The 24,335-nt window shown below is 48.9% G+C and carries 14 protein-coding genes; 2 read left to right on the top strand and 12 right to left on the bottom strand.

The window, feature by feature from the left end:
- Positions 1-249: 249 nt before the first annotated feature.
- From BM124_RS06215 to BM124_RS06180, 8 genes are all read right to left on the bottom strand, one after another.
- On the bottom strand, positions 250-3,660 hold the full coding sequence (locus BM124_RS06215) for an AAA family ATPase (RefSeq protein WP_093336083.1): 3,411 nt from the start codon (positions 3,658-3,660) through the stop codon (positions 250-252).
- Positions 3,660-4,823: an exonuclease subunit SbcD gene (gene sbcD, locus BM124_RS06210; protein ID WP_093336081.1), complete on the bottom strand. Its 1,164-nt coding sequence runs from the start codon at positions 4,821-4,823 to the stop codon at positions 3,660-3,662. Before sbcD ends, BM124_RS06215 begins: the two co-directional genes overlap by 1 nt.
- Complete coding sequence (gene addA, locus BM124_RS06205; protein ID WP_093336080.1) at positions 4,820-8,503, bottom strand: helicase-exonuclease AddAB subunit AddA; 3,684 nt, start codon at positions 8,501-8,503, stop codon at positions 4,820-4,822. Before addA ends, sbcD begins: the two co-directional genes overlap by 4 nt.
- Positions 8,496-12,002 (bottom strand): helicase-exonuclease AddAB subunit AddB, encoded by a 3,507-nt coding sequence (gene addB, locus BM124_RS06200; protein WP_093336078.1) that lies wholly within the window; start codon positions 12,000-12,002, stop codon positions 8,496-8,498. Before addB ends, addA begins: the two co-directional genes overlap by 8 nt.
- Before the next feature lie 246 nt (positions 12,003-12,248).
- A complete protein-coding gene (locus tag BM124_RS06195) occupies positions 12,249-12,560 on the bottom strand; it encodes a hypothetical protein (protein ID WP_093336077.1) in 312 nt (103 codons plus the stop codon).
- Between the two features lie 855 nt (positions 12,561-13,415).
- A complete protein-coding gene (locus BM124_RS06190) occupies positions 13,416-13,637 on the bottom strand; it encodes a hypothetical protein (protein ID WP_093336075.1) in 222 nt (73 codons plus the stop codon).
- 227 nt (positions 13,638-13,864) lie between these two features.
- Positions 13,865-15,148: a 2-oxoglutarate dehydrogenase complex dihydrolipoyllysine-residue succinyltransferase gene (odhB, locus tag BM124_RS06185; RefSeq protein ID WP_093336073.1), complete on the bottom strand. Its 1,284-nt coding sequence runs from the start codon at positions 15,146-15,148 to the stop codon at positions 13,865-13,867.
- A gap of 13 nt (positions 15,149-15,161) precedes the next feature.
- Positions 15,162-17,996, bottom strand: a complete 2,835-nt coding sequence (locus tag BM124_RS06180; protein WP_093336072.1) for a 2-oxoglutarate dehydrogenase E1 component — start codon at positions 17,994-17,996, stop codon at positions 15,162-15,164.
- A gap of 480 nt (positions 17,997-18,476) precedes the next feature.
- Between BM124_RS06180 and BM124_RS06175 the strand changes: the two genes are divergently transcribed.
- Both BM124_RS06175 and BM124_RS06170 read left to right on the top strand, forming a co-directional pair.
- The gene (locus BM124_RS06175; protein ID WP_093336070.1) at positions 18,477-19,256 is read left to right on the top strand and encodes an HAD family hydrolase; all 780 of its coding nucleotides are present in this window, start codon (positions 18,477-18,479) and stop codon (positions 19,254-19,256) included.
- Between the two features lie 147 nt (positions 19,257-19,403).
- On the top strand, positions 19,404-20,744 hold the full coding sequence (locus BM124_RS06170) for a YjiH family protein (protein WP_425288576.1): 1,341 nt from the start codon (positions 19,404-19,406) through the stop codon (positions 20,742-20,744).
- Positions 20,745-20,779: 35 nt separating this feature from the next.
- Here the strand turns inward: BM124_RS06170 and BM124_RS06165 are convergent, their stop codons facing one another.
- The 4 genes from BM124_RS06165 to nfsA form a co-directional block, all read right to left on the bottom strand.
- Positions 20,780-21,091, bottom strand: a complete 312-nt coding sequence (locus BM124_RS06165) for a hypothetical protein (RefSeq protein WP_093336067.1) — start codon at positions 21,089-21,091, stop codon at positions 20,780-20,782.
- Positions 21,092-21,218: 127 nt separating this feature from the next.
- Positions 21,219-21,911: a hypothetical protein gene (locus tag BM124_RS06160; protein WP_093336065.1), complete on the bottom strand. Its 693-nt coding sequence runs from the start codon at positions 21,909-21,911 to the stop codon at positions 21,219-21,221.
- Positions 21,912-22,182: 271 nt separating this feature from the next.
- On the bottom strand, positions 22,183-23,385 hold the full coding sequence (locus BM124_RS06155; RefSeq protein WP_244504251.1) for an alpha/beta hydrolase: 1,203 nt from the start codon (positions 23,383-23,385) through the stop codon (positions 22,183-22,185).
- A 138-nt stretch (positions 23,386-23,523) separates the two neighbouring features.
- Complete coding sequence (nfsA, locus tag BM124_RS06150; protein ID WP_093336063.1) at positions 23,524-24,279, bottom strand: oxygen-insensitive NADPH nitroreductase; 756 nt, start codon at positions 24,277-24,279, stop codon at positions 23,524-23,526.
- Between the last annotated feature and the right edge of the window lie 56 nt (positions 24,280-24,335).

Raw genomic sequence — 24,335 nt, 5'->3', positions numbered from 1 at the left:
AATAACGTTCCGTATCAGGGAAATGAAAAGCAGCACAGCAGCGATGAGGCAGACAATAGCCAGTCTTTTTTCGAGTTTATCCGTATTCATGAGCATGCGTCCTTTTCAGATGACTTTTGTTATATTCTGTACAAAAAAAGATACACGTATAACGTCCGGCTTTTTCAGTATTCAGCCGGACGTTATGAAAGTGTTCCGAATTTAGTTTACATAATTATATTATCGTTCATTAATATTCTGTGCGGAAACCTAGATTTTTTCAATGCTGCTCCCTTTCCCGCCGGGCTCTGCTTCTTTAACGATCAGTTTATGCAGAAGACGTTCCTGAATATCCGGCACGTGGCTGATGATGCCGACTGCCAGGTTATTCATCTGGAGTTTTTCCAGAGCCGTCATCACGGTGTCAAGCAGCTCTTGGTCAAGTGTGCCGAACCCTTCATCCAGAAAGAAAAATTCGAGCGGGTACCGCCCTTTCAGCTGAATGGAAGATGATAAAGCAAGAGCAAGCGCCAGACTCGTCAAAAACGTTTCACCCCCGGACAACGAGGAAACGGGCCGTGTCAGGCCGGCATTAGTCTCATCCCGGATAATGAATCCCCCCTGATCATCGAGTTCCACAGTGTAGCGCCCTCTTGTCAGCTGGCGGAGCCACTCCGAGGCGGTGCGGGTAACCTGCTCCAGCTGTTCTTCGGCAAGAAAATCAATAAACCCTTTCCCACGGAACACCTGATCCAGTCTGCGGTATTTTTCCGCTTGTTGTTCCCAATCTCTGCGTTCTTTCTCAAGCGCTTCATAACGTTCTTTTTTCTGTTCCATTGTTTTGCGTGTTTCATGAGCGGCAGCACGCCTTTCTCTTGTATCATCAACCAGCTCCATGGCACTGGTTCTAGCATGGTCGAGGCGCTGCCATGCCTCGTCGGAGATCGTCTGTCCGGCAATTTTCGGTTCCAGCTCTTCTTTCGCTTTTCTCCAGTAATCAAGCGATTGGTCATGATTTTTAATGCTGATCTCCATGTCTCTTTTTTGATCTCCGGACAGGACGTACTCTTTGACGCGGGATGGTTCATCCGGCAGTTCTTCGTACCGTGTGGACTGTTCGTTCCATTTCTCTGTGCTGCTTTTTTCTCTTTTTTGTGCTTCCTGAAGAGCATGCAACGCGATGGAATGAGCATTTTCTGCTTTTTCTTTTTCGGTACCTGCCTCTTCCAGTCTGCCGGAAAGCTGCTCCTCCTGGTCCAGCCAGGCTTTTTTTTCACGTTCCAATTCGTCGCGGGCGTTTTGGACGGTTTCATCCTGAAGCCATTCGAAAAGCTGTTGTTTATGCTGGCGGATAGTCGATGAAACCTGTTCGAGCTTGGTGTCTGTTTCTTTTTGCTCCACTGTCACAGCATGGATGTCATTTCTTTTCTCTGTGAGTTTCTGCTGCTGGCTCTGGACGTGGCTGGTACCATCTTCCACCCTCTTTTGAAGCATTTGTTTCTGTTCATCCTGCTGCATCCGCCTGCGCTGTTTTTCCTCAACGGTTTCAAAATCAAACCGCGGATACGTCTTCTGCCATTCTTTTTTCTTTTCTTCTATCTGCTTCTTTAAAGCATGAGCCTGCTCCAGCTTTTTCTTAAGGGAACTTCGCGATGAGTTCCACTGGTGGTAAAGTTCTCGTTGTTCAACGGCGAGCTGCTGGATTTGTTTTTTCTTGTTGTCCATATCCCGCTGTATATAATCTATCGTGTCTTCTTCCCGTTCCCACTCGGTAATTTTCTTTTGGAGATGCTGTTCCCAGTCCTCATTATGTTCGATGTCCGGCAGAAACCAGTCGGCATCCGGACGTTGCACCGTGTCTCTATGATGAACCGGCGTGAGAACCATGCCGGTTGTTTGTTCGGAAAGCTGCTCGAGCACGCGCTGCCGGTTTCGGCACTCCATTTCCATTGTTTTCAGACACTGGATCCAGTCATCGAAATTATTCTTCTGCTCCAGCAAAGGTTGTAGGTCCTTATCTGGATTTCCCTCCTGTTCCGGATCGGGGTGATGGACAGATCCACACACCGGGCAGGCTTCACCGGCTGTAAGCTGCGAGGCAAGACCGGCTGCTGCTGCCTGCTTTTGAATATGATCTGCTTCGATTCGGCAGGACTCGGACCATTTTCCAAGACGATGTATAGTACGCTCCAGCCACTGCCGTTCGTCTGAGCATTTATTGTACCAGTACAGCAGCTGCCGGGTTCGTTCCTGCAGCTGATTTCCGGCGTGAACCGCCTGGTTGTTTTTCTCTTTCAGCGTCCCGCTCAGAGAAAGTTCCCGTTTGTTTTCTTCTTCTTTTTCCAAACGGGCCGTCTCGTATTGATGCTCGAGCTGCATGATATGCTGCTTTCGGTCTTTTGCTTCCATCAGGAGATAGGCATCTTCCATCGTTTTATCGAGCTCATCAAGCTCCGATTGAAAACGGCATACCGCCTCTTCATACCGTTTTAGATCTTTTTCGATCTGTTCTTGCTCCGCTTGATGAGTGTCCAGCCGTTTATCGATGTCCGTCTTTTGTTTCAGCAGACTCTCCTGCTCTTTTTCAGCTTCCGTCATCTGCTGCTTGAGTTCTTCGGCTTTGTCTACTTCATTTTCGCGCCGACGCAGCCGCTCATCGGCCTGCTTTTTTTCCTCCTTGAATGTTTCCATCTCCCCGGATGCGTTTTCATACTGCGCGCGGGCCTGATCGCGCCGAATGCGGGTTTTCTCTTCTTCGGCGGTCCACGTTTGCTTTTCCGCCGCCGCGTCCATCACACTGTCTGCATACGGCACAAGCATTTCCGCTTTTTCAGAAAGTGCAAGCTGCCTGCGCTGCTGATCGATCGAGGGTTTTTTGACCAGAAGCTCCTCAATATTTTGAGTGCTTTTCTTCCATTCCTGCTCCCATTCCCGAAGCTGCCTGCCGTAGTTCCACTGTTCCTCGAGCACTTCTCTCGTTGTCAGCACCGACTGCAGCTGTTCATCCCAGTAAGCTGTTTCCTGTTCCGCGCGCTTTAGAGCGGCTGCATCGACACCGAGCCCCTGCTGTTCTGATTCTATTTTTTCCCGGCCGTGTTCGGCATCCTGCAAGCCTGCTTTCACTTTCTTTATAAGCTGATCCCCGTATTTCTCAAGCTGGAAAATGCGCTGCAGCATCACCCGCCGATCATTGCCTCGAAGGGTTAGAAAATCGGAAAATTTCCCCTGTGGCAGTACGACGGCGCGGGTAAAATCGTCAATCGAAAGGCCGAGCCGTTTTTCTACTTCTTTATTAACATCACTGGCTTTATCGGCGAGTACAGACGGGTCACCGGTCAAGTCATGCAGGCGCGCCGATGCGGTTTTAACGTGATGGCCGCCGGAGCGTTTGTAGGTACGTTCTACTTTCAGCACTGAATGATCAGCTCCGTTTCCGAGCTGGAATGTAAACGAGACATACAGCTCATCTTCGGCCTGATTGATGATACCGTTTGTATTATTCGGTGCCCGTTCGACGTTACCGTATAACGCGAGTGTCATAGCATCCAGTATCGAAGACTTGCCGCTTCCGGTCGGTCCGAATATCCCGAAAATACCTTCTTCGGTGAGATCGGTGAAATCAACCGTCTGTTTTTCCCTGAAACTGTGAAGGCCTTTGAGTGATAATTCCAGCGGGCGCATTAGTCTTCGTCTCCTTTTTCAATCAGTTCCATAAATAATTGAACCAGTTCTTCATCGGGGGATGCTCCCCCGGTCTGTTTTTCATAAAACTTCTGAAACAGGGCGTCGATCGGCAGACTTTTTTTATGTTCCGCTGCTGCCTTCCCCCGGTTCTTTGGAAACACGGGATAAATATGAACAATGCCGGGATGGTTCCTGCGGATCAGCTGGATATCTTCCATGGATGGAGAGTCCTCGAGATGAAGATGCAGCTCCACCCACGCGTCCTGGTCTTTCTTTTCGCTGATCCATGATTTCACCTGATCCATTCCGTATTCCGCTTTCCACTGAACGAGCGGGCTGCCGCTCTGGAGTGGAATCTCCCGCACGTCGGCATACGAATCATCTGCTTTTACATCCACCATCGTCACCGACTTTTGATGCCCCGCTTCGGAAAAACTGAAAGCAAGCGGCGATCCGGCATAGCGGACCGGGTAATCAGGATGATGAATATGCTGGGGCCGGTGCAAATGACCGAGCGCGGTGTACTGTACACCGGCCGGAAAGGCGTCGGAAGAAAGCGTGTAGGCGCCGCCGACTTCAATCGGCCGCTCGGAGTCACTTTCTGTTCCCCCTGCAGCAAATACGTGACTCATGCCGATACGGACGTGTCCGGGCTGAAAGGAGGACGTCATTGCGTCAAACAACTCCCGTACTTTTTTCTGATAAGCCTGCCTGATTTTCGTTTCCTGTGGGTCTCTGGAGAACAGGGTTTTCATTCTCGCCTCCGATGGATACGGAAGTGCTGCAAGCTGGAGGATGTCATGGTTTACCGGAATGTGAAGCGGCTCACGTCCCGGATACCCCAGGATGTGGATGTTCTGCGCTTTGGCAAGCCGCCGCGGCGCTTCCAGCCTCTCCGGGTGATCGTGGTTGCCGGCAATGACGGCAACTGGAATGTCAAAGCGGCTGCTGATGCGTGCCATCGTCTCATAAAACAGGCTTTCGGCGTCTGCCGGCGGGTTCACGGAGTCAAACACGTCTCCAGCGATAAGAAGGACGTCCGCTTTTTCCTCCTGGATAATCAACTCGAGTTCCTCAAGAAAGGTGGTGTGTTCGGCCATGCGGCTTCTTCCTTCCAGTGTCCGCCCGATGTGCCAGTCGGCAGTATGCAGTATTCTCATAGGGAAGGCTCCTGTTCTTTCATATCAATCCATTCTCCTCCGTCAAACGCATAAATATAAGCTTCCTGAATCGTAGTCTCCCAGATCGCGGACACGGCTTCGATATACAAGTCAATCTGGGATTGGTATTTTTGTTTCATTCTTGCTCGTGCTTTCTGCGGCTGCCCGGGGAACCGTTCCATATGCGCATCTGTTTTATAATCCAGAAGAACGAGGGCGCCGTCTGCTTCCTGAAAAATGCAGTCCACCGCTCCCTGCAGCAGAACCAGATCCAGCTCCGGCGTGCCGTGTTTGCCGTAGGTGAATGCTGTTTCGCGGAAGACACGGGGCGCCTGCTGCATCCGCTGTCCGATGTCTGTCCGGAAAAATCCGGCCACTTCTTCTTCATCGATGACAGCAGCCTGTTCTTCGGTTAACAGCTCGTTTTTTACCAGCTCAGATGCAAACATGCGGCAGAAGGCAGAGGTAAGTTCCTTGTCGAGCGGAAGGTGCTGCATTAAGGTATGAAGCGCTGTCCCTTTCTCTTCCGGCCGGAGATCTGTCTCCTGCATGAACGCGGGTCTTTGTGCATACTGCGAATGAAACGCCGGTTGATAAACCGGTTCACTGTATTCATCCTGCACCGATTTTTTGAACTCGCTGACTGTCTGCTTGGAGCGTGTCTGAAGGGCTTTCTGATAGGGATACTTCCATGACAAACGCTCTTCCACCCGGTGATGGAGGTCTGATGAAAAGGGCACGGGTTCCATGTTCGCTAACGATTTTTCCACCGTTTTATCCGTTTCCTGTTCATCCTCTTCATGAGACGGAAGTTCCGCGCGCTCCACCAGTTCAATGTTCCACGGAACAGGATCATAATAAAGCTCTTGGTACGCCTCGACAGGTGCCTCCGGATGATAATCCGACGCAGCGCGGTGCCGGAAAACAGCCGCTCCTACCCAGTCCATGAAAGATTTTGCCTTCCGTCGTTTCCACTCCGGAAGCAGGACCTTATCGTGGTTGTACCCGGCTGCCCAGTCATCGATTGCTTTTTCCGCCCTGCGCAGGGTGCCGGTCATGATTAACTTTTCGCGTGCCCGTGTCATCGCGACATACAGGATTCTCATTTCTTCGGCTATACTCTCTTTATGATTTCTGATTTTCACAGCCTGGTGTGGGACGGATGCTGTCATCACCCTGTTTTCCGGATCAATGTGGCGGGTGCCGGTACCAAGTTCTTTGTGAAAAAGAACAGGCTGGTTCAAATCCTGAAAATTAAACATTTTGTTCATCCCCGCCAGTATAACGACTGGAAATTCGAGTCCTTTGCTTTTATGGATCGTCATCAGCCGGATGACGTCTTCCTGATCACTTAAAGCGCGTGCGGTCCCGAGATCATCACCCCGTTCCTGGATACGTTCGATAAACCGAAGGAACCGGAAAAGACCCCGGAACGATGTTTTTTCATACGTTCTGGCCCGGTCATAGAGGGCATTCAGATTGGCCTGGCGCTGTCTTCCGCCGGGAAGTCCGCCGGCAAAATCGTAATAGCCGGTTTCCTGCAGCAAGTCCCAGATAAACTCCGACAATGCTTCACTTCGGGCCCGCTCCCGCCAGTCCTCGAGTTTTTCGAGAAAAGATGCTGCTTTGTCTTTCCACGTCGAGTCCGCCGGTGCGGCTTTCGCTTTTGTCAAAGCGTCATAAAAGGTTCCCTGCTTGTCCATTGTTCTAACGGACGCAAGCTCTTCTTCGTTCATTCCGATAATCGGGGAGCGAAGAACAGAGGCGAGGGGAATGTCCTGTCTTGGGTTATCAATCACCTGCAGCAGCGACAGCATCACATTGATTTCCACAGCTTCGAAATAGCCTCCGCTGATGTCCGCATGAACCGGCAGACCTTCGTTTCTGCATTCTTCCATAAAGGTGGATGCCCAGCTCATGGAACGCATCAGAATCACGATGTCGCGAAAGGTGATCGTCCGCATCTGTTTTGTGTCTTTATCAAGTACCTGGTACCCCTCTTCCAGCATCCTCCTGATCCGCTTTGCGGTCCATCTTGCTTCCAGCTGGGCTGTCTCGAGATCTTCCATCCCTTCCACTTCTTCTTCTGCACCGCCGGAAATGGGATTTCCTTTATTAATCAAAACAAGCTCCGGCCGCGCATCGTTATCCGGATAATCGGTGTTTCCAGTTTTTAATTCTGCTGCATCGTCATAATCGATTTCACCGGTAGACGCGTCCATAAGCTGCCGGAAAACGAAATTAACAGCCTGGATCACCTCTTTGCGGCTGCGGAAGTTTTGATCCAGATGGACGAGTCGGCCCGGACCATCCTCACTGCGGCTGTAGGAGCGGTATTTTTCGAGAAACAGCCCCGGATCAGCCAGACGGAAGCGGTACACACTCTGTTTCACATCCCCGACGTAAAACAAGTTGCCTCCTTTTGAGATGAGCCGCAGAATAGCCTCCTGAGTATGGTTCGTGTCCTGATACTCGTCGACCATAATTTCATCAAACCAGTTCCGGTACTCTTCAGCGGCTTCTGACCCTTCCATCTGAAGGATGCTCAGGCACAAATGTTCCAGATCGGCGAAATCGACGACGTTTTTCACCGCTTTTGCTTCCTGATACTTTTTCGTAAAATCCTGAACCATCTCCGTTAGTACGTGGATGGAATCGGCCATATCGAGGATGTCTTCGCGAAGTTCTTCCGGCGGACGCGCAAATGCTTCACTCTGCAGATCGCGGATTTCCTTTTTCACAACATCGCGCAGGGTTTTCACGCGGGTCTGAATGTCTTCATCAACATCCTCGTTTTTCTTGATGGTTTTCAGTTTTGCAAAAGATGCTGTCTGAAGTTCTTCATATAAGTCTGTCCAGTCCGGCGTATCAAGCAGGCGCTCGAGCATCTGTCTATCCTCTTCCAGGTTGGCAAGGTAGGCTTCAGGGCCTCCTGGCTGCCGGCAGAGAGATTCCGCCTGCTCCAGCTTTTCTGCCGAGGAGCGGAGACGGACGGATGCATCTTCGAGTATCTCCCGCCCCCAATCTGTTGTTTCAAGAGGGGTGCCGGCCGGTATATTATAGTAATCAGCGTTTTGTGCGAGCCACTCATCAGGATCCGGATGAGCTCTTGAAAACTGAAACAGCCGGCGGATGATGCGGCGCACGCCTTCGTCGCTGCGGTCGCTGCTGAAACGTTCCACCGCTTTGAGAAACGCTTCGTTGTCCGGATCCTGAAATTTCTCCTCCAGCAGGTCATCCATGATTTCATCGCGCATTAACTCGCCTTCGGTTTCATCCAAAATGCGGAACTGCGGGTCGATGTCTATTTTGTAATAGTATTTGCGGATCACGCTCATACAGAAAGAATGCAGGGTGGAAATCTGCGCACGGTTGACAAGGGACAACTGACGCTGAAGATGAAGCGATCCCGGATGCTTGTTGAGTTCCCGGCTGAGAGCTGTCGAGATCCGCCCTTTCATTTCTGCCGCTGCTGCTTTGGTGAACGTCACGACAAGCAGACGGTCCACATCAGCGGGTGGATCGGGGTGCGTCATTTTATGAACAATTCTCTCAACGAGCACTGCGGTCTTTCCGCTTCCTGCCGCCGCCGAAACGAGCATATCCGCACCTGAGGCAGAGACAGCTTCCCACTGCGCGTCTGTCCATCCGGAATGAAGCGGTTTTTCAGGTCTATTCATGTTCTCCATCATCCTCCTTGTCCGGGGAGAAAAGGTGTGACACAATCTCCTCCTGGTTGCTGCGAAGCTGGCGGTAACTGTTGGATGCAAACGACGTGTCAAACTGACAGACCGGCTTAAAGGAACAATACGCGCAAGCTGTCGTCTGTCCGTTTTTAAACGGTTGAATATCCACCGCTCCTCCCATAATCTTTTCACCATCCTGCTGAAGCTTGGACCGGATAAACGAACGCATCGCTTCAAACTTTTCATCCTGCAGAACAGAGGAATTGGAATAAAATGAACCGTCTTTCTTGATGGCTGCAGGGACCACATTCGAATAACCTGTCGATAGAGACGTGTCCATGAGCCGGACCGGTTCTTCTTCAGCCATAAGAAGTCCTTTCATTTTAAACCGTTTAAAAAATTCCTGCTCCAGTTCATTGGGATCCATGCTGTTTGCTGCCTGCAGAAATGGGTTATGAATATGAAAATAAAGGACGCCGGCCGGTTTGATCCCGCTGCGGCCGATCCAATCTTCCGAAAAGGAAAGAACGACATCAAGGTACACGAGCATCTGCAGAGCAAGCCCGTAATAGACTTCGGACAGACGAATGTCCTTCGCTCCGGATTTGTAGTCGATGATCCGGACGTAGAAGCCGTTTTCTCCTTCGGCGCCGTCCACCCGGTCAATACGCCCTGCTACTTCCATTTTCGTTCCGTCGGATAAATGAAAGGCGAGCGGAGGCAGTGTTTCCCCCGGACCGAATCCAAGTTCGAGTCCCATCGGCGTAAATCCCGATACTCCCGCCTGCTGCCGCAGAATATCAGCCGCCCGTACGACGGTATTTTCAAGCTTCTGCTGCAGATAGCGGTACCGGCTGCTGCTCAGTAAAATTTCTTTTTGTATCGTTGGTACAACACGTCCGACCGACTGTTTGGCAAAGGAGCGGCATTCCTCCTGCGACAAATTGCCCCATTCTCTTCCGGCTTCCTGCACTTGTTCACTCATGTCTTTTAACGCCCCGTGAAACAACTGTCCGATATCGGGCGCTTCCAGTTTGTACAACTCCCGTTCCCGCAGACGGAGACCATAGGATGCAAATTGGGCAAAAGCACAGGATTCAAACTGTTCGAACCGCGACACGCTTGTTTTCAGCGTCTCCCCGTACAGCTGCCTGGTTAGATGAGAGGGAACGGGGTCTGCTTTGTTCGTGAAAAACAGGCTGTCAACGATCATCAGTACGGAAGACGGATCAGCACTTGTGGTAAACCAGTTGTACACGTCCCACCAGAGTGGAGCAACCGGATAGCCCTGTTTCCAGCGCTGCAGCTGATACGTCAAAAACGAACGGGTTTTCCGGTTAGCACCGGCGAACGCTTCCTGCTCGTCCTCGGGATATTCCTGTGGTTCATTATAAAGAAGCTTATCTTCAAGCTCCGGAAACAGACTCCGGATTTGTGTGATCAGCCTTGAGGTCTGCAGGGACTGTCCTTCTTCATCAGCCAGCGGACGGCTGATATAAAGTTTCTCGCGGGGGAGAGTAAGGGCTCTGTAAATGAGGAACGATTCATTCAGAAGCCTGGTGCCCGCGTCATCAGCAAGTTCTATTCCTTCTCCGGCAAACCACTGCCGTTCTTCATCCGTCAATAATCCTTCCTCTTCAAACGTTGCCGGGAGGATACCTTCATTCACTCCAAGAATGAAACAGACACGCACGTCTCCTACACGGGAGCGTTCCATGTCAGCGGCAGTCACCTGATCGACAGCAGGAGGAACGATGGCAAAAGACATGGAATGAAAACCGGTCTCCATCATTTGATAGAACGTATCAAACGTAACGTTTTCTTCTCCCGCCATTTCCACCATCTGATCGAGTAAATCCATGACCGCGTTCCAGACTTGATCATGCTCGCCTGCTTTCGACAAGTCCTGTTTCGCCAGATCTTCATCCCGTATTTTCTCGATCTTTTGTGCAATCGAAAGCTCTTCCATAAAGGTATACAGTACAGCGCAGTATTCTTTCACTGTCCCCGCTCTTTTCATCTGCTTTTCAAGGTTTAAAAGGGGCGATGCCAGTCGTCTCCGGGTCTGGTTCAACTGTTCTTCGACGGAAGTGTCCTGCACAACTTTGGCGCTGTCCTCTGCCGAGGTTTGTGCTTTCGTATAGGACCAGTCTCCGCTCTGTTTCCAGTGTTTTTCCTGAACCCCGTAGGCCAGGACATAGTTCTCCAGAAAGTCGAGCTCTTCTTTGGCCCGTTTCCAGTCCTCATCCAGGTTAAAAAACATATCCGTCTTCCATGCTCTGAACAATGGTTCATATCTCCACCGAAGCGACAGGGTCTCAAGGGTGGAACGAAGGCATTCCACAACGGGATGGTTGAGCATCGGGCGTTTTTCATCCATGAATAAGGGGATATTGTAATCCCGGAAAACAGACTGAAGCATTTCGCTGTAGTCTGCCGCATTGCGGCTCACCACGGCGATATCTTTGTAGCGGTATCCGTTTCTAACGAGTTCGTTGATTTCACGCGCCGAGGCTTCGATTTCAGTCCGGCGGTTCACAGCTGTTGCAAGATAAATGTCGTTATCGACTGCCCCCGGCTGCGCGGGTCTTTTTTCAAAAGACTGTTCCAAATGGACCAGGCCGCTGCTCTGATGTTTTTGATTCGCTGAAAAATGGATGGCCTGCTCCTCATCTGCTGTCATCTCACTGCCAAGCGCCGAAAGTTTCTGGTACGTGCGCGCCGGCTGATAAAACAAATCAAGCATCGACGGAGTCTCTTCAGGATCAGGCCGGTCCATCGTCAATGCAAACGTCATGTTTGAAGCGCATTGAAAAAGAGCTTGCAGGACGTTGTATTCCTGCGGGGTAAAGGAATGAAATCCATCAATGTACAGGTCCGCCTCCTGCACAAATGCAGCGTCTTTCACCTTTTCAGCCAGCAGCTCCAGGTAATCTTCCGCACCGGCATACTGCCCTTCCAGTACATGCTCGGTTTGTTCCCAAACGGTGAGAATATCATGGATTTTATCGGAAAGTACATTTTCCCGTCCGGTCTTTTCCTCTTTTTCATCGAGCTCTTCCAGCTTTTCATGAAGCCCGGGGATTGAGACCAACTGGCGCTTGCATTCGGTAATAAACTGTTCCATCTGCTCGATAAAGCCGGTTTTTCCCGCTGCCGACTCATATAGACGAAAACTTTCTTTTTTCTCTTCAATGATTTTACGAATCAGTACATAAATGCCGTGCTGCTGCAGGTACGTGCGTGTTATGCCTCCGGTTTCCTGCAGCACATTCCAGGCCATACGGGAAAAGCTCAGCACTTTCAGGTTTGTGAAGCCGGTCCCTAGTGCCGAAACGAGATTCTGTTCGGCCTGAAACGTCATCTGGTCCGGGACGAGATAAATAATAGATTTGTCTGATGAAGCTGTGTTTTGAAGGGAATTAATGATTTCTTCCTGAACAGCGGTCGTCTTTCCGGTACCGGATCTTCCTGTAAAAAAACGTACAGTCATGTTACGTCCCTCCGACTTTTTGAGGTATTGTACATTAAACGGAAATCATATGTTCGCTTTTTTTATTTTATACAAATATGGAGGAAAGATAAAGTCTTGACGAATGCATAGGAGGTCCTTTCGAAAAGATGACATCACCTGTTTGCACAAAAAAGCTGTTCCCGGCCATAAAGGAACAGCTTTTTACATGGGCTGCTTCGGCAGCACCCCTTTGACTTATGCCGGCAGGCGGCTTTTTTCAGACGCTTAAGCCCCGGACTTCTTTTTGAAATGCTTAATGCCTGTGCAGCTCAGGTGCTGAAAAGGTCCGAACCCGTTGATTCTGATACGCAGCTGTCGTTTAATTTCCAGATCACGGTGAATATAGAGTACAACCCCGCTGTGGCAGGTAATGGTTTCATAATCTGTTTCAGAAGAAGGATTTTCAAATGACATCATAACATCCAGGGGTCCGCGCTCTTTATGGTGGCTGAAGGGATAAAACGGATACAAACATACGGCGCCGCCATTTTTACTAATCCATGCTGCCGATTTTTTGTCCAGATGAATGCGGTTCATATTCAGGACCTCCCCCACTCCATATCATCACATGTTATTTGTGTACTATGATTATAACACAGAGGTACACGTATTTATCAATATATACAATGAGGAATTTTGATTTATTTATATATATTACGTTTTAATCGAATAATGTGGATATTCATCAGGTTATGTCACAATTATTTGAGGTTGAAACAGGAGTAAAAATAATCATGATCACATGAATCCGCCTGCCGTATTTTCCGACCAGCCGTCCTGCAGTACACGGCCTGTTACTAAAAAAATCTGGGACAAGAATAAAGAAGGCGCAGGAAAACACGAATGTCTTGCGGCGTTGTTCAAGAGCCGCATAGCAGTGGAGTCAAAATGCTTCGGCTCCTGCTGAGAAAATCATGAATCACGGGTACCCCACAGGATGCGGGGCACGTCGGCGCCCGCACGTGACGTACCTCCACAGAATAATGGCGTTTAAGGGTGCACCTGTCACTTCAAAGTGCCTCAGGCGACATGCTTAACGACGTTTAAGAGGGCGCTGAACCCTCTAAAGTGCCTTATGGACTATTCATCCTACTTTTCATGCAGCGACGCGGGCTCTTTGCTGCGTCGACCTGTTCGTTTCCCGGCTGAACGCAACCTGGATTCGCTCATGATGACGTTTACAGGGGTACGAAACCCTCTAAAGTGCTTTATGAATCATTCATAATGACGTTTATGGGCGCACCGGGCACTCTAAAGTGTCTCATGAGCCATGCTTAACGACGTTTAAGGGGGCGCTCAACTCCCTAAAGTGCCTTGGGACCCATTCCCAATGAACATCCGTCCCCCCGCTTTCCATCCAACCTGAACGAAACAAACAAACGCCTCCATTTTCTACGAACCACCGTACATCCGCCCTGCATTGTTCTGCATCCGTACGGCCGGAACTGCTTCCCTTTCCTCCGTTATACCGGCTGGTGTCGTGATCACATCGCGGAGCAGCTCATGGGTGGTTTCGATTCCGGCAAACGGGCCCTGGAACGGCCGGGGTTCGTCGGTTTCAATAAGCAGCTGATACGGTGGGACCACGGCCGCGAGCTGTGGTGGCTTCGACACCCGGCGCAGGGCTCTTAGCCGATCTTCCTCTTTTTCGAGCCATGCCGGGGCAAAGAAGACACGGTGAGCCCCAGCGAACTGATAACGCCTTTGTACTCCGGAGTAAAAGCAAAACATTTTGGAGCAGCGGTGTATCTCAGAAATGAAGAATGCCGAACGATTTTAAGAAATCGTTCGGCATTCTTCTATCTTATAAAGGTTTTGTCCCAGACTCTTTTCATTCTTTATTAACCCTCAAGCATGAGGGATTCCGGATTTTCCAGGAGTTCCTTGATTTTAACAAGAAAGCTGACGGCTTCTTTTCCGTCTACAATCCGGTGGTCATAGGACAGCGCGATGTACATCATCGGCCGGTTTTCCATGTTCTCCTGGTCGATTGCCACCGGACGCCACTGGATTTTGTGCATGCCGAGAATACCAACCTGCGGAGCATTCAGAATCGGTGTCGAGAGAAGCGATCCAAATACGCCGCCGTTTGTGATCGTAAAGGATCCTCCCTGCAGTTCACTCAGTGATAATTTGTTGTCGCGGGCTTTCAGGGAAAGATCGACAACTTCCTGTTCGAGCTCGGCAAATGATTTGCGGTCTGCATCTTTCACAACAGGAACAATCAAACCGTTTTCAGTGGATACAGCCATACCAATGTCATAAAACTGCTTCTGAATAATTTCGTTACCGTCAATTTCCGCATTAAGAAGCGGGAATTGTTTAAGAGCTGCAATGACGGCTTTGGTGAAGAAAGACATGAAGCCCAGACGAACATCGTGCTGCTCCTGGAAGGTCTCTTTCCAGCGTTTACGAATATCCATTACAGCACTCATATCAATTTCGTTAAAGGTGGAAAGCATGGCTGTGTTCTGCTGAACATCAACCAGGCGGCTCGCAATCGTCTGACGGCGTCTTGACATTCTTTGGCGTTCCACCGGCTTTCCGTCAAATTCATCTTTCGGTGCAGGAGCACTTTCCTTGGCGGATGTCTGCTCTTTGGCGGCAGAAGCTGCGGCTTTATTGCTTTCATAGTTCTCTACATCTTCTTTTCGTACCCGGCCCATTGGATCTTTAGTCGGTACAGCGTTTAAATCCAGACCTTTTTCTCTGGCCATTTTACGTGCTGCCGGGGAAGCTACCGGGCGTTCGCTGGAGTTGTCATCCGGTTCGTCACTGCTTTCGTCTTCTGACGGAGAAGTTTGAGCCGGTTCTGCTGGTTTTTCAGGTGTTTTTTCCGGTTCACTTTCCTGCGCGGGAGCAGCGCCGCCTGTGGAGCCCGAAGCCTGCCCGCTTTCATCAATATGACCGATAACATCGCCGACTTCAACGGTGTCGCCGGCTTCCTTGGACAAATCCTGAATGACTCCGGCATGCTCGGATGTGATTTCCACATTGATTTTGTCTGTTTCCAGTTCCGCGATGTTTTCTCCTTTTTCAACCGCGTCACCCGGCTGTTTCAACCACTCTGCAATCGTTCCTTCGGTAATAGATTCCGCAAGCTCTGGTACTTTAATTTCCGCCATGAATGAGTCCTCCTTATTCTTTTCCTGTCAAAGCTTTGTTAATGATACGGGTCTGTTCTTTTTTGTGTGCTTTTGGATCGCCTTCAGACGGACTGGAGCGTCTTCTTCTTCCGATATAGCCGGTTTCTGCATGTTCCGGTGCAATACCGCGCAGAAGCGGTTGAATATAACTCCACGCTCCCATGTTTTCAGGCTCTTCCTGAATCCATTGAAGTTCATTAACATTCGGGTACTGGTCCATAATCTGTTTGATTTCTTCACCCGGGAATGGGTAGAGCTCTTCGACCCGTATAATATGGAGCCAGTCCGGCACATCGTCTTCATCTATTGCTTCATGCAGGTCAACAGCTATTTTGCCGGAAGCAAAAATCATCCGGGTTACCTTGTCTTTTTCTTTCCCGGTTAATGGCTCTTCCATCACCGGATGAAAATGATCGTTCGTTAGTTCTTCCGGTGCAGATGCAACGTTTTGATTTCGTAAAAGACTCTTTGGTGTCATAAGAACGAGCGGTCTCATTTCTTCGGTTCCAAGTGTTGCCGCCTGCCTGCGCAGCAGATGAAAGTACTGGGCGGAGCTTGTCAGGTTGGCAACATTCCAGTTGTTCTCCGCTGCCAGTGTGAGGAAACGTTCCAGCCGCGCACTGGAATGTTCCGGACCCTGCCCTTCATAGGCATGCGGAAGCAGGAATACGATGCCGGATTTTTGTCCCCATTTCGCCCGGCCGGCGGAAACAAACTGATCAAAAATGACCTGTGCGGCATTGGCAAAATCGCCAAACTGGGCTTCCCACAGCACAAGGGTCGTCGGTTCATGAACATTATACCCGTATTCAAACCCGACAATAGATGCTTCGGAAAGCGGGCTGTTATAAATCGCAAAGGAAGCGTCAGCTGTAGACAGTGTATGAAGCGGCGAATAAATATCTCCGTTTTTGTAGTCATGCAGAACAAGATGACGCTGGGCAAAGGTTCCGCGCTGGGTATCCTGTCCGGTAAGGCGTACCGGAGTGCCGTCGGAAATAATTGTCGCATAGGCAAGTGTTTCTGCATGTGCCCAGTCGATTTTACCGCCTTCTTCGAGCTGTCCGTGACGGCGTTCCAGTATTTTTTTCAGTTTCGGGAAGACACTGAAACCTTCCGGCCAAGTTATAAGCTCCTTGTTAACCCGTTTCAGTTCCTCTGCATCATAAGACGTATCAACAATAGGAAGTCTGCGTTCCACTTCTTCGGGGATGTCTTCTTCCTGGGGTTCTTCCTGCATGGCGTCTGCCACTTTTTCATACTGGGAAGACAGAAACTGCTGCGCATCCTGCTTCATTTTGTCGGGTTCACCGCTGTTCAGGATGTTTTCTTTTTCAAGTTCATCCGCATAGACTTTCCGGACAGTAGGGTGTTGTTTAATGACATCATACATGTGCGGCTGTGTCGATGCCGGCTCGTCCATCTCGTTGTGTCCGAATCTCCGGTATCCGATTAAGTCGATAAGAAAATCTTTGCTGAAACGGTCTCTGTACTCATAAGCCAGCTTCACAGCCGCCATACATGCGTCCGGGTCGTCGGCATTGACATGCACGATAGGAATCTCAAAACCTTTCGCGGGGTCGCTTGCATACGTCGTTGATCTTGAATCATGAGTGTCCGTCGTAAACCCAAGCTGGTTGTTGGCGATAATGTGGAGGGTTCCTCCCGTCTGATAGCCTTTCAGGCGGCTCATATTCAGTGTCTCTGTTACAATGCCTTCACCTGGAAATGCAGCGTCTCCGTGAATCAGTACGGCGGCTGCCCTGGATGTATCCTGCTGCGGGAAGCCCGGACGGGAGCTGTCATCCTGGGAAGCCCGCGCATAACCTTCTACCACCGGGTTGACAAACTCCAGGTGGCTCGGGTTGTTGGCCAATGTAATTCGGGATTCAAACGCTTCCTGTTCCACCTTTTTATGGGCGCCCAGGTGGTACTTAACGTCTCCGGTCCATCCGTAGTTGATCCCGATGGAACCTTCGGATGGAACCAGGTCTTTATTCGGTGCATGCTGGAATTCAGAGAAAATAAGATCATAAGGTTTTCCAAGTACGTGCGCCAAAACACTCAGCCGGCCGCGGTGGGCCATGCCGATCATGACGTCTCTTGCTCCGTCTTTGATCGCGTCCTGGGCAAAGTCATCCAGCATTGGTACGAGTGTGTCCACGCCTTCTATGGAGAAACGTTTCTGACCGGTAAATGTTTTATGAACGAACTGCTCAAAGCTCTCTACATCAGTGAGACTCTGCAATGCTTTTTTTCGTTTATCGTCTGAAAGCGAACGGTAAATTTCGCCGGATTCCACCTGTTTGTTCAACCACTGGTGTTCTTCCACGTCGTGTACGTGTTCAAATTCAAATGCAATCGATCTGGTGTACATTCTCTTCAGATGATTCACGGCTTCCAGACCGTTTTCGATATGATTCGGAGCATCCGGACAGAACAAATCAGCGGGCATACGCTTGAGATCTTCTTCTGATAAGCCGTATTCTTCACTTTTCAGAAATGATGTTTCGCCTCCGGGTTCCTGCAGAGGATTCACATCGGCTGAAAGGTGCCCGTGTATTCTGATATTGCCGGCGAGTCTCACAGCTGCAGCTGTTTTATTGATGATATCCCTTTCAGAAGCTGTGGATTCAGCCGGCATTGCCGCCCCGCTGGTATCAAGGTTCTGGTCTTTTGGAGCGCCGTACGTGTCAAACCATTCCCTGGTTTCTTCATCAATGGATTCGGGGTCTTCTTTGTATTGTTCGTAAAGGTCCATTAAGTAGCCCAGGTTCGGCCCGAAAAATTCTTCCCATGGTGCCTGCCCGGCTTCGTTTTTGCTCATCTGGCTCTACCTCCAAATGGTACGTGATAGTTGGCTTTTGTAAAATATGTAGACATTCCGGTATCATTGCAATATTTAAGGCGGATGTTTTCCACTCCCCCCTCTCATTTGTTACAAACCTATTTTCCTTTTTCTATAACGCTATATTTTATTCTAACATGCGGGTAAAGCCTTCTCAAAAGCTGTGCAGTTAAATATGCGCTCTCATGGCCCGCGTTAATAAATAAGAAGAAACCAGGTGAAATGTACTGCAAAAAAAAATTGCGAAACCGGATACACATTCGTTAAATCGATATCGCTGCTATCCAGTTGAAACGCTTACTACTGTCCTCAAACTGTAACGCAGCCGGCAGGAGCCGAGTGTCTAATCATATTGTACATCATTTCCGATAGATGAAAAGACCTCTGATAAAATTCTTTGGTGCTTGAACCGGCTTCGGAGGTTATAATAACAAAAAGAATAAGAAAGGGGAATCGATTATGGTAAATACTTTATTATTTGACTTGGACGATACACTGCTTTGGGATAAAAAAAGTGTAAAAGAAGCATTAAGAGCTGTCTGTATGGAAGCTGCCGAAGTAACAGGTATAGATTCAGAAACTTTTGAAGAAACGGTCCGTGAAACCGCAAAGGAACTGTATGCTGGATATGAATCCTACAGCTTCACTCAAAAAATAGGCATTAATCCATTTGAAGGACTCTGGGGAACATTTCCGGATAAAATAGATAAAGGATTCCGCCTTATGAATAAAGAAATGCCCGACTTTCAACAGCGCACATGGACAAAATCCCTGCACCGCCATGGTATCCAGGACACTGAACTTGGAAACCGGCTGGCTGCCCGGTTTCCGTATCACCGCATGCATCTTGCTTATGTTTATCCTGAAACATTTGATGTTCTTGCAGAACTCAAACAAGACTATCATCTGCTGCTGCTTACAAACGGAGCACCTTCGCTGCAGAACACGAAGCTTGAAATGACCCCGCCGCTTGTCCATTACTTTGACTACATTGTCATCTCCGGAGCCTTTGGATTCGGAAAACCGGATCCCTCTATATTTCATCATGCTTTAAGACTGCTTGATACCAAACCGGAGGATGCTGCTATGATCGGCGACAACCTTTTGACTGATATCGACGGCGCCAATAAAGCCGGTATACGGAGTATCTGGTTGAACCGGACTGGAAAAAAAGCGGGGCACCCTGTTTCTTTCGATGCTGATATTCAGTCTCTTAAAGATCTTCCCGGCGTACTTTAAGCGTTTCTTTTACTTTTAATTGTTTGAAATTTATATTACCTATTGTATACCGTGCCTGCCTCCTATATAATTACGTTTGTAAATTTATACATCGAATTATGTATTTATACACTAACTTGATATAGAAATGAGAGGTAGGACATGAACATGAACAATGACACACACTCACAAACAGAAGCGTCTCCCCTGCGCTTTCTTTTCTTTTCAGCCATCGGCATTTTCCTTTTTATGATTCCGATGCGTATCGATGGGGAGATTACTATTCCGGTCGCGTTTCTGGCCGATCTGCTCGGGGGCTGGGCAGGGCCGGTCCTCCCTGCTGCTGCTTCTCTTTTTATGGGGATCGCGGCAGTTGGTTCGCTGATTGCAGCGGTACGTCCTCCCCAGGGCGGTTTCATGAACTCCCTTTTTGCGGTGGATCTTTCCTGGCTTGTAATCCGTCTCTTAGGTTTTATTCTTTCCATCATTGTGCTGTTTGATTTAGGGCCGGAGTGGCTGATATCCAGCGCAACCGGAGGGTTACTGCTTGAAGACCTGATACCTCTTCTGGTTACGGTATTTCTGTTCGCCGGGATCTTTCTGCCGTTTCTGCTGCAATTCGGCCTTCTGGAATTCTGTGGAGCAGTGTTATCGCCGATTATGCGTCCGCTGTTCACCCTTCCTGGCAGGTCGTCCATTGACTGCGCGGCATCATGGCTTGGCGACGGCACAATCGGCGTTCTGTTAACGAATAAGCAGTACGAACAGGGGCATTACTCGAAACGGGAAGCCGCGGTCATTGGAACGACCTTTTCCGTCGTGTCGATTACATTCAGCATCGTCATTCTGTCTGATATGAACCTGACGGCCTATATTCTTCCCTATTATATAACGATCGTTGCAGCAGGATTCGTGGCAGCCCTTATTATGCCGAGAATACCGCCTTTATCCCGCAAAAAAGATGTCTATGCTGATGGAGGCTCGGTGTCCCGGGAGCAGCCGCGCCCGGACTCGATGAATGTCTTTCAGTACGGCTTCCGCGAAGCGTCCCGCACAGCAGCAGGCAATAAAGTCTCGTCGATATTAACCGGAGGCGTCAAAAACGTCCTCGATATGTGGATCGGCGTACTTCCAGTCGTGATGGCTCTTGGTACGACAGCCGTTGTCATTGCGGAGAATACACCTTTCTTTGCTGTTATCGGTTCACCGTTTGTCCCGCTTCTTGACCTCCTGCAGGTTCCTGAAGCGGTGAAAGCTTCCGAAACAATGCTTGTCGGATTCGCCGATATGCTGCTTCCCTCTATTCTCGGTGCGGGCATTGAAAGCGAATTGACACGATTTGTTATTGCCGCGCTTTCTGTCACGCAGTTAATTTACATGTCGGAAGTCGGCGGGCTTCTGCTCGCATCCAAACTGCCGATCAGCTTTATCGATCTTGTTCTCATCTTTTTGGAACGAACCATTATTACGCTGCCGGTTATCATCGGCTGTGCCCATCTTATTTTTTAAACAAAACCCGGATGCCGCTCAGGCACCCGGGTTTTCTAAGCTTCTGTCCGTTTTTTACCATACCATTCATCAAGTACTTTGGCGTCGAGTACTTTATTTTTTATAAAGGATACCTGGCTGTTCTGAAACTCTGTCTGCCAGTCTATATCGAGTTCCTGAGCGAGACGGACGATGGTAAGAAGATCCTGCCAGGCCACGTAGCGTTTGTACCAAAAAAACTGCGGCTGTTCATTCATATACGGGTACAGATCATCAAACTCCGTGTGTTTACAGTCAATCGTACGCTCAAACTGTTCCTTGGCCTCCTGAATTTTTTCAGAAAAAAACTCCGGCATCGGCTTCTTCATGGTTCTCCCTCCTCGAGCGTATTTTGTCTTTTATCCTATTTTCCCACAACCCGGATTAGACGAAAAGATATTTCTGCCATGAAAAAAGCAGACCTATCCTTATTTTTAGAAGGTCTGCCCTTTTTCATCAGCTGATTTGACTCATTTCCCGGTCCGGTCGTCCCGTTTTTCTGCTGCCGGCGTACCTGCGTTCCAGTGATTTTACCAGTTTCCTCATTTTTTTGTGATTCACCTCAGGATTGAGAAGTTCTTTATTGATTAAATATTTCACGAGGAAATCCATTCTCCCGCTTCCGTACTTATTTTGAGAACCGGCGGTCTCCAGGTAGTCCAGTAGAGCCTTTTCCAGTGTAACGGCGTCTGCCGCGAAGTCTCCGAAGCGTTCAAAATAGATATAATAATTGTTTTCGCTCAATTTATTCTGCATTGCCTTCATCAAACGTTCTTCATTTCCTGAAAGCTGAAAGCCTTTCTTTTCAAGATACTCGAGAAAGAAAGTTAAATCAGATTGATAAAAATCCAGCGCCAGATTTACTTCACTCGTGACATGCAGTGAGACCAAACGTCTGCCTTTCGACCGGGCAAGCAATCTATTATGAAGTGCGCGCATCGCGTCAGGATGAAGCAGAAACGATGGATGAATAGTATAAAGGTACGTCTCTATCTCCTGATGAAGAAAATGGTTCCATTTCTCTTCTTCTTTGTTTCTAAAGCGTGCTGTCTGTTTCTCTTTTTCCACGGGGTTTTCGATGCGTCCGGCTGCTCTTTCCACCCGGCAGGAATCCTGCTTGGCAACCTTTTCTTTTACTGCCTTCAACATATGAAAGCCTCCCTCCACTCTGAAATTCTCTACACCCGCCACAGCGGTCACAAAACCGTTCTGTCGATTTCCGAGAATGAGTGTATCATATCAGAATCAAAAAGAAAACAGAGTATTTAAAAGTTTTTCTAAACATTTTTAATATATTCGGGTCTCTTCCTATCTGAAAGACATTCATGCTTTCAAATGCTTTCTGTTTCTGCCTGTTTTTTATCTGATCTACCGGAACGAACCAAAAAAGAAGATACCGCTGCAGGCATCTTCTTGGCTGTTACTTGTTCATCACACGGTCATATACACTTTTTCCAACGAGAAATGCTCCTATCGCAAGAGCTTCTGCTTCGTTTTGTAACCATGTCAGGCCGGATGGTCCATCATACTTGGAGACTGTATACGTGTCGGGGTCTTCAATGGTACCCGAAGAAGCTCTTTCGAGAAACGCGGCCGATTGAGCCAGGGCATGGTCTCCTCTTTTCATAATCTGAAAAAACGACACAAATCCATGCATGGCTCCCTGGTATCTGGTTGTTTGAACAGGAATCCCTGCTTCATGAAGTTTTCTGCCGTATTTTTCCCCCTCATCGCGAAGCGGATCAAATTCTGATGTAACGATATAGGCGGGAGGAAGATTACTGACGTTTTGGGCATGCAGCGGGGACGTATATGGATTATCCCACATTCGTTGTTTTGGGGTATAAGCCTCTCTTGCTTTTTGCATCACCTGCCGGGAAAGAAGAAAATAGCCGCTGTCATACGTTGTTCTCGAATCGAAGTTCACATCCCGGAATGTAGTCAGCGGATAAAAAAGCAGCTGTGCAAACAGGTCCGGTCCGTTTTCATCTCTTGCTTTCATAGCGGTTACAGCTGCGAGGTTTCCTCCTGCACTGTCTCCGGCTACAGCAATCTTATCAGGATTCCCACCATATTGTTCCGCATGACGACGGGCCCACTGCAGCGTGTTATAGCTGTCTTTAACAGCTGCCGGGTACTCGTATTCCGGAGCTACACGGTACGCCGGACTGATAACGACAGCTCCGGTCCTGGCTGCAAGAGAACGGATAACATTTTCGTGTGTATCCAGACTGCCGTATCCTTTCAGAAAAGCGCCGCCGTGATAATAAACAATGACAGGAGCATTTTCCGTATCCGAATAGCTGTATACCCGTACGGGAATTTCGGTATTTTTTCCTCCGGTTGTTATTGTTGTATCATGACGTTCCATTGTTACTCCGTCCTCTTTGGAGCGGTCCGGGGTGAGAAAATCGGGCACGGTGATATTTGTATCCAGCGAAACCAGGTTATGATTGATGGCATGTAATATAACGGCGGTTTTGGAAGGCAGATCCCCCTGCACGGTCTGCGACCATTTTTCCACAGACCAAACTGTAATCACAGCAAAACACAATATTAAAATAACAGCGGTTTTTACCCCTTTTTTCCACATTGCTATCGTTCCTTCCTCGAGCAGTAACAAGCGATATCTCCATTATAACAACATCTTTACATTTTTCTTTACATTCCACCACATTTTTTCAACCTTCCATATGATTACACAAAAAAGAAACACCTGCCTATATCTGCAGGTGCTTTTTTTCGGTGGGCATGCCGGTTTTTAAGGGCGTCCTTTTAAGAATCCTTTTTCCTGGGTGAAGGCATTCAGATACAGCCGTTTGGAATGTGCCAGGGTGGATGCCGCCTGGCTCGACCAGGTGATTTCTTTATTACCTGATGAACGGGAACGGTAATATTGAAGAATCGTTTCATCATAATTTTGAAGCTGCTGTTTCAGTTCATCACTGTTCAAGTTATAGGTGTTCTCATGATACACCGTTTCCTGCGGCAGCCTTGGTTTCTGTTCATGCTGCTGTGCCGGACGGCCTATTGCCATTCCGAACAAAGGAAGCACGTGGGACGGCGTTTCGAGCACTGAACTGACAGATTCCAAATTGTTTCGCAGACCGCCTATGTAACAGATGCCAAGTCCCATTGATTCGGCAGCTATGGCCGCATTCTGAGCGGCAAGAGCTGCATCGATAACCGACACCATGAATCCTTCCGTGCTTTCTACAGCTTCCCTGATGTCCTGTCCATGCAGCGATGCGGCCGTGTGATGCCTGGAAAAATCGGCGCAGAATACGGTAAAAAAACCATTTTCCGCGACATAGTCCTGACTTCCCGCCAGCTCAGCAAGTTCTTCTTTTTTTGCTTTATCGGTGACACCGATGATGGAATAAGCCTGTAAAAAGCTTGATGTGGACGCCGCCTGGGCCGCTCTGATAATTTGATCTGTTTCTTCCTTAGTCAACGGTTCATTTTTGAACCGGCGGATGGAGCGGTGCCTCAGAATCGTTTGTATAACATCGTTCATATGATAGTCCCTCTTTTCTCGTCATCCATTGTCAAAACTATTGTACCAAAGAGAGC

This window comes from Salibacterium halotolerans, assembly GCF_900115625.1.
Lineage (GTDB): Bacteria > Bacillota > Bacilli > Bacillales > Marinococcaceae > Salibacterium > Salibacterium halotolerans.
This window is presented reverse-complemented; position numbering and strand designations above follow the sequence as displayed.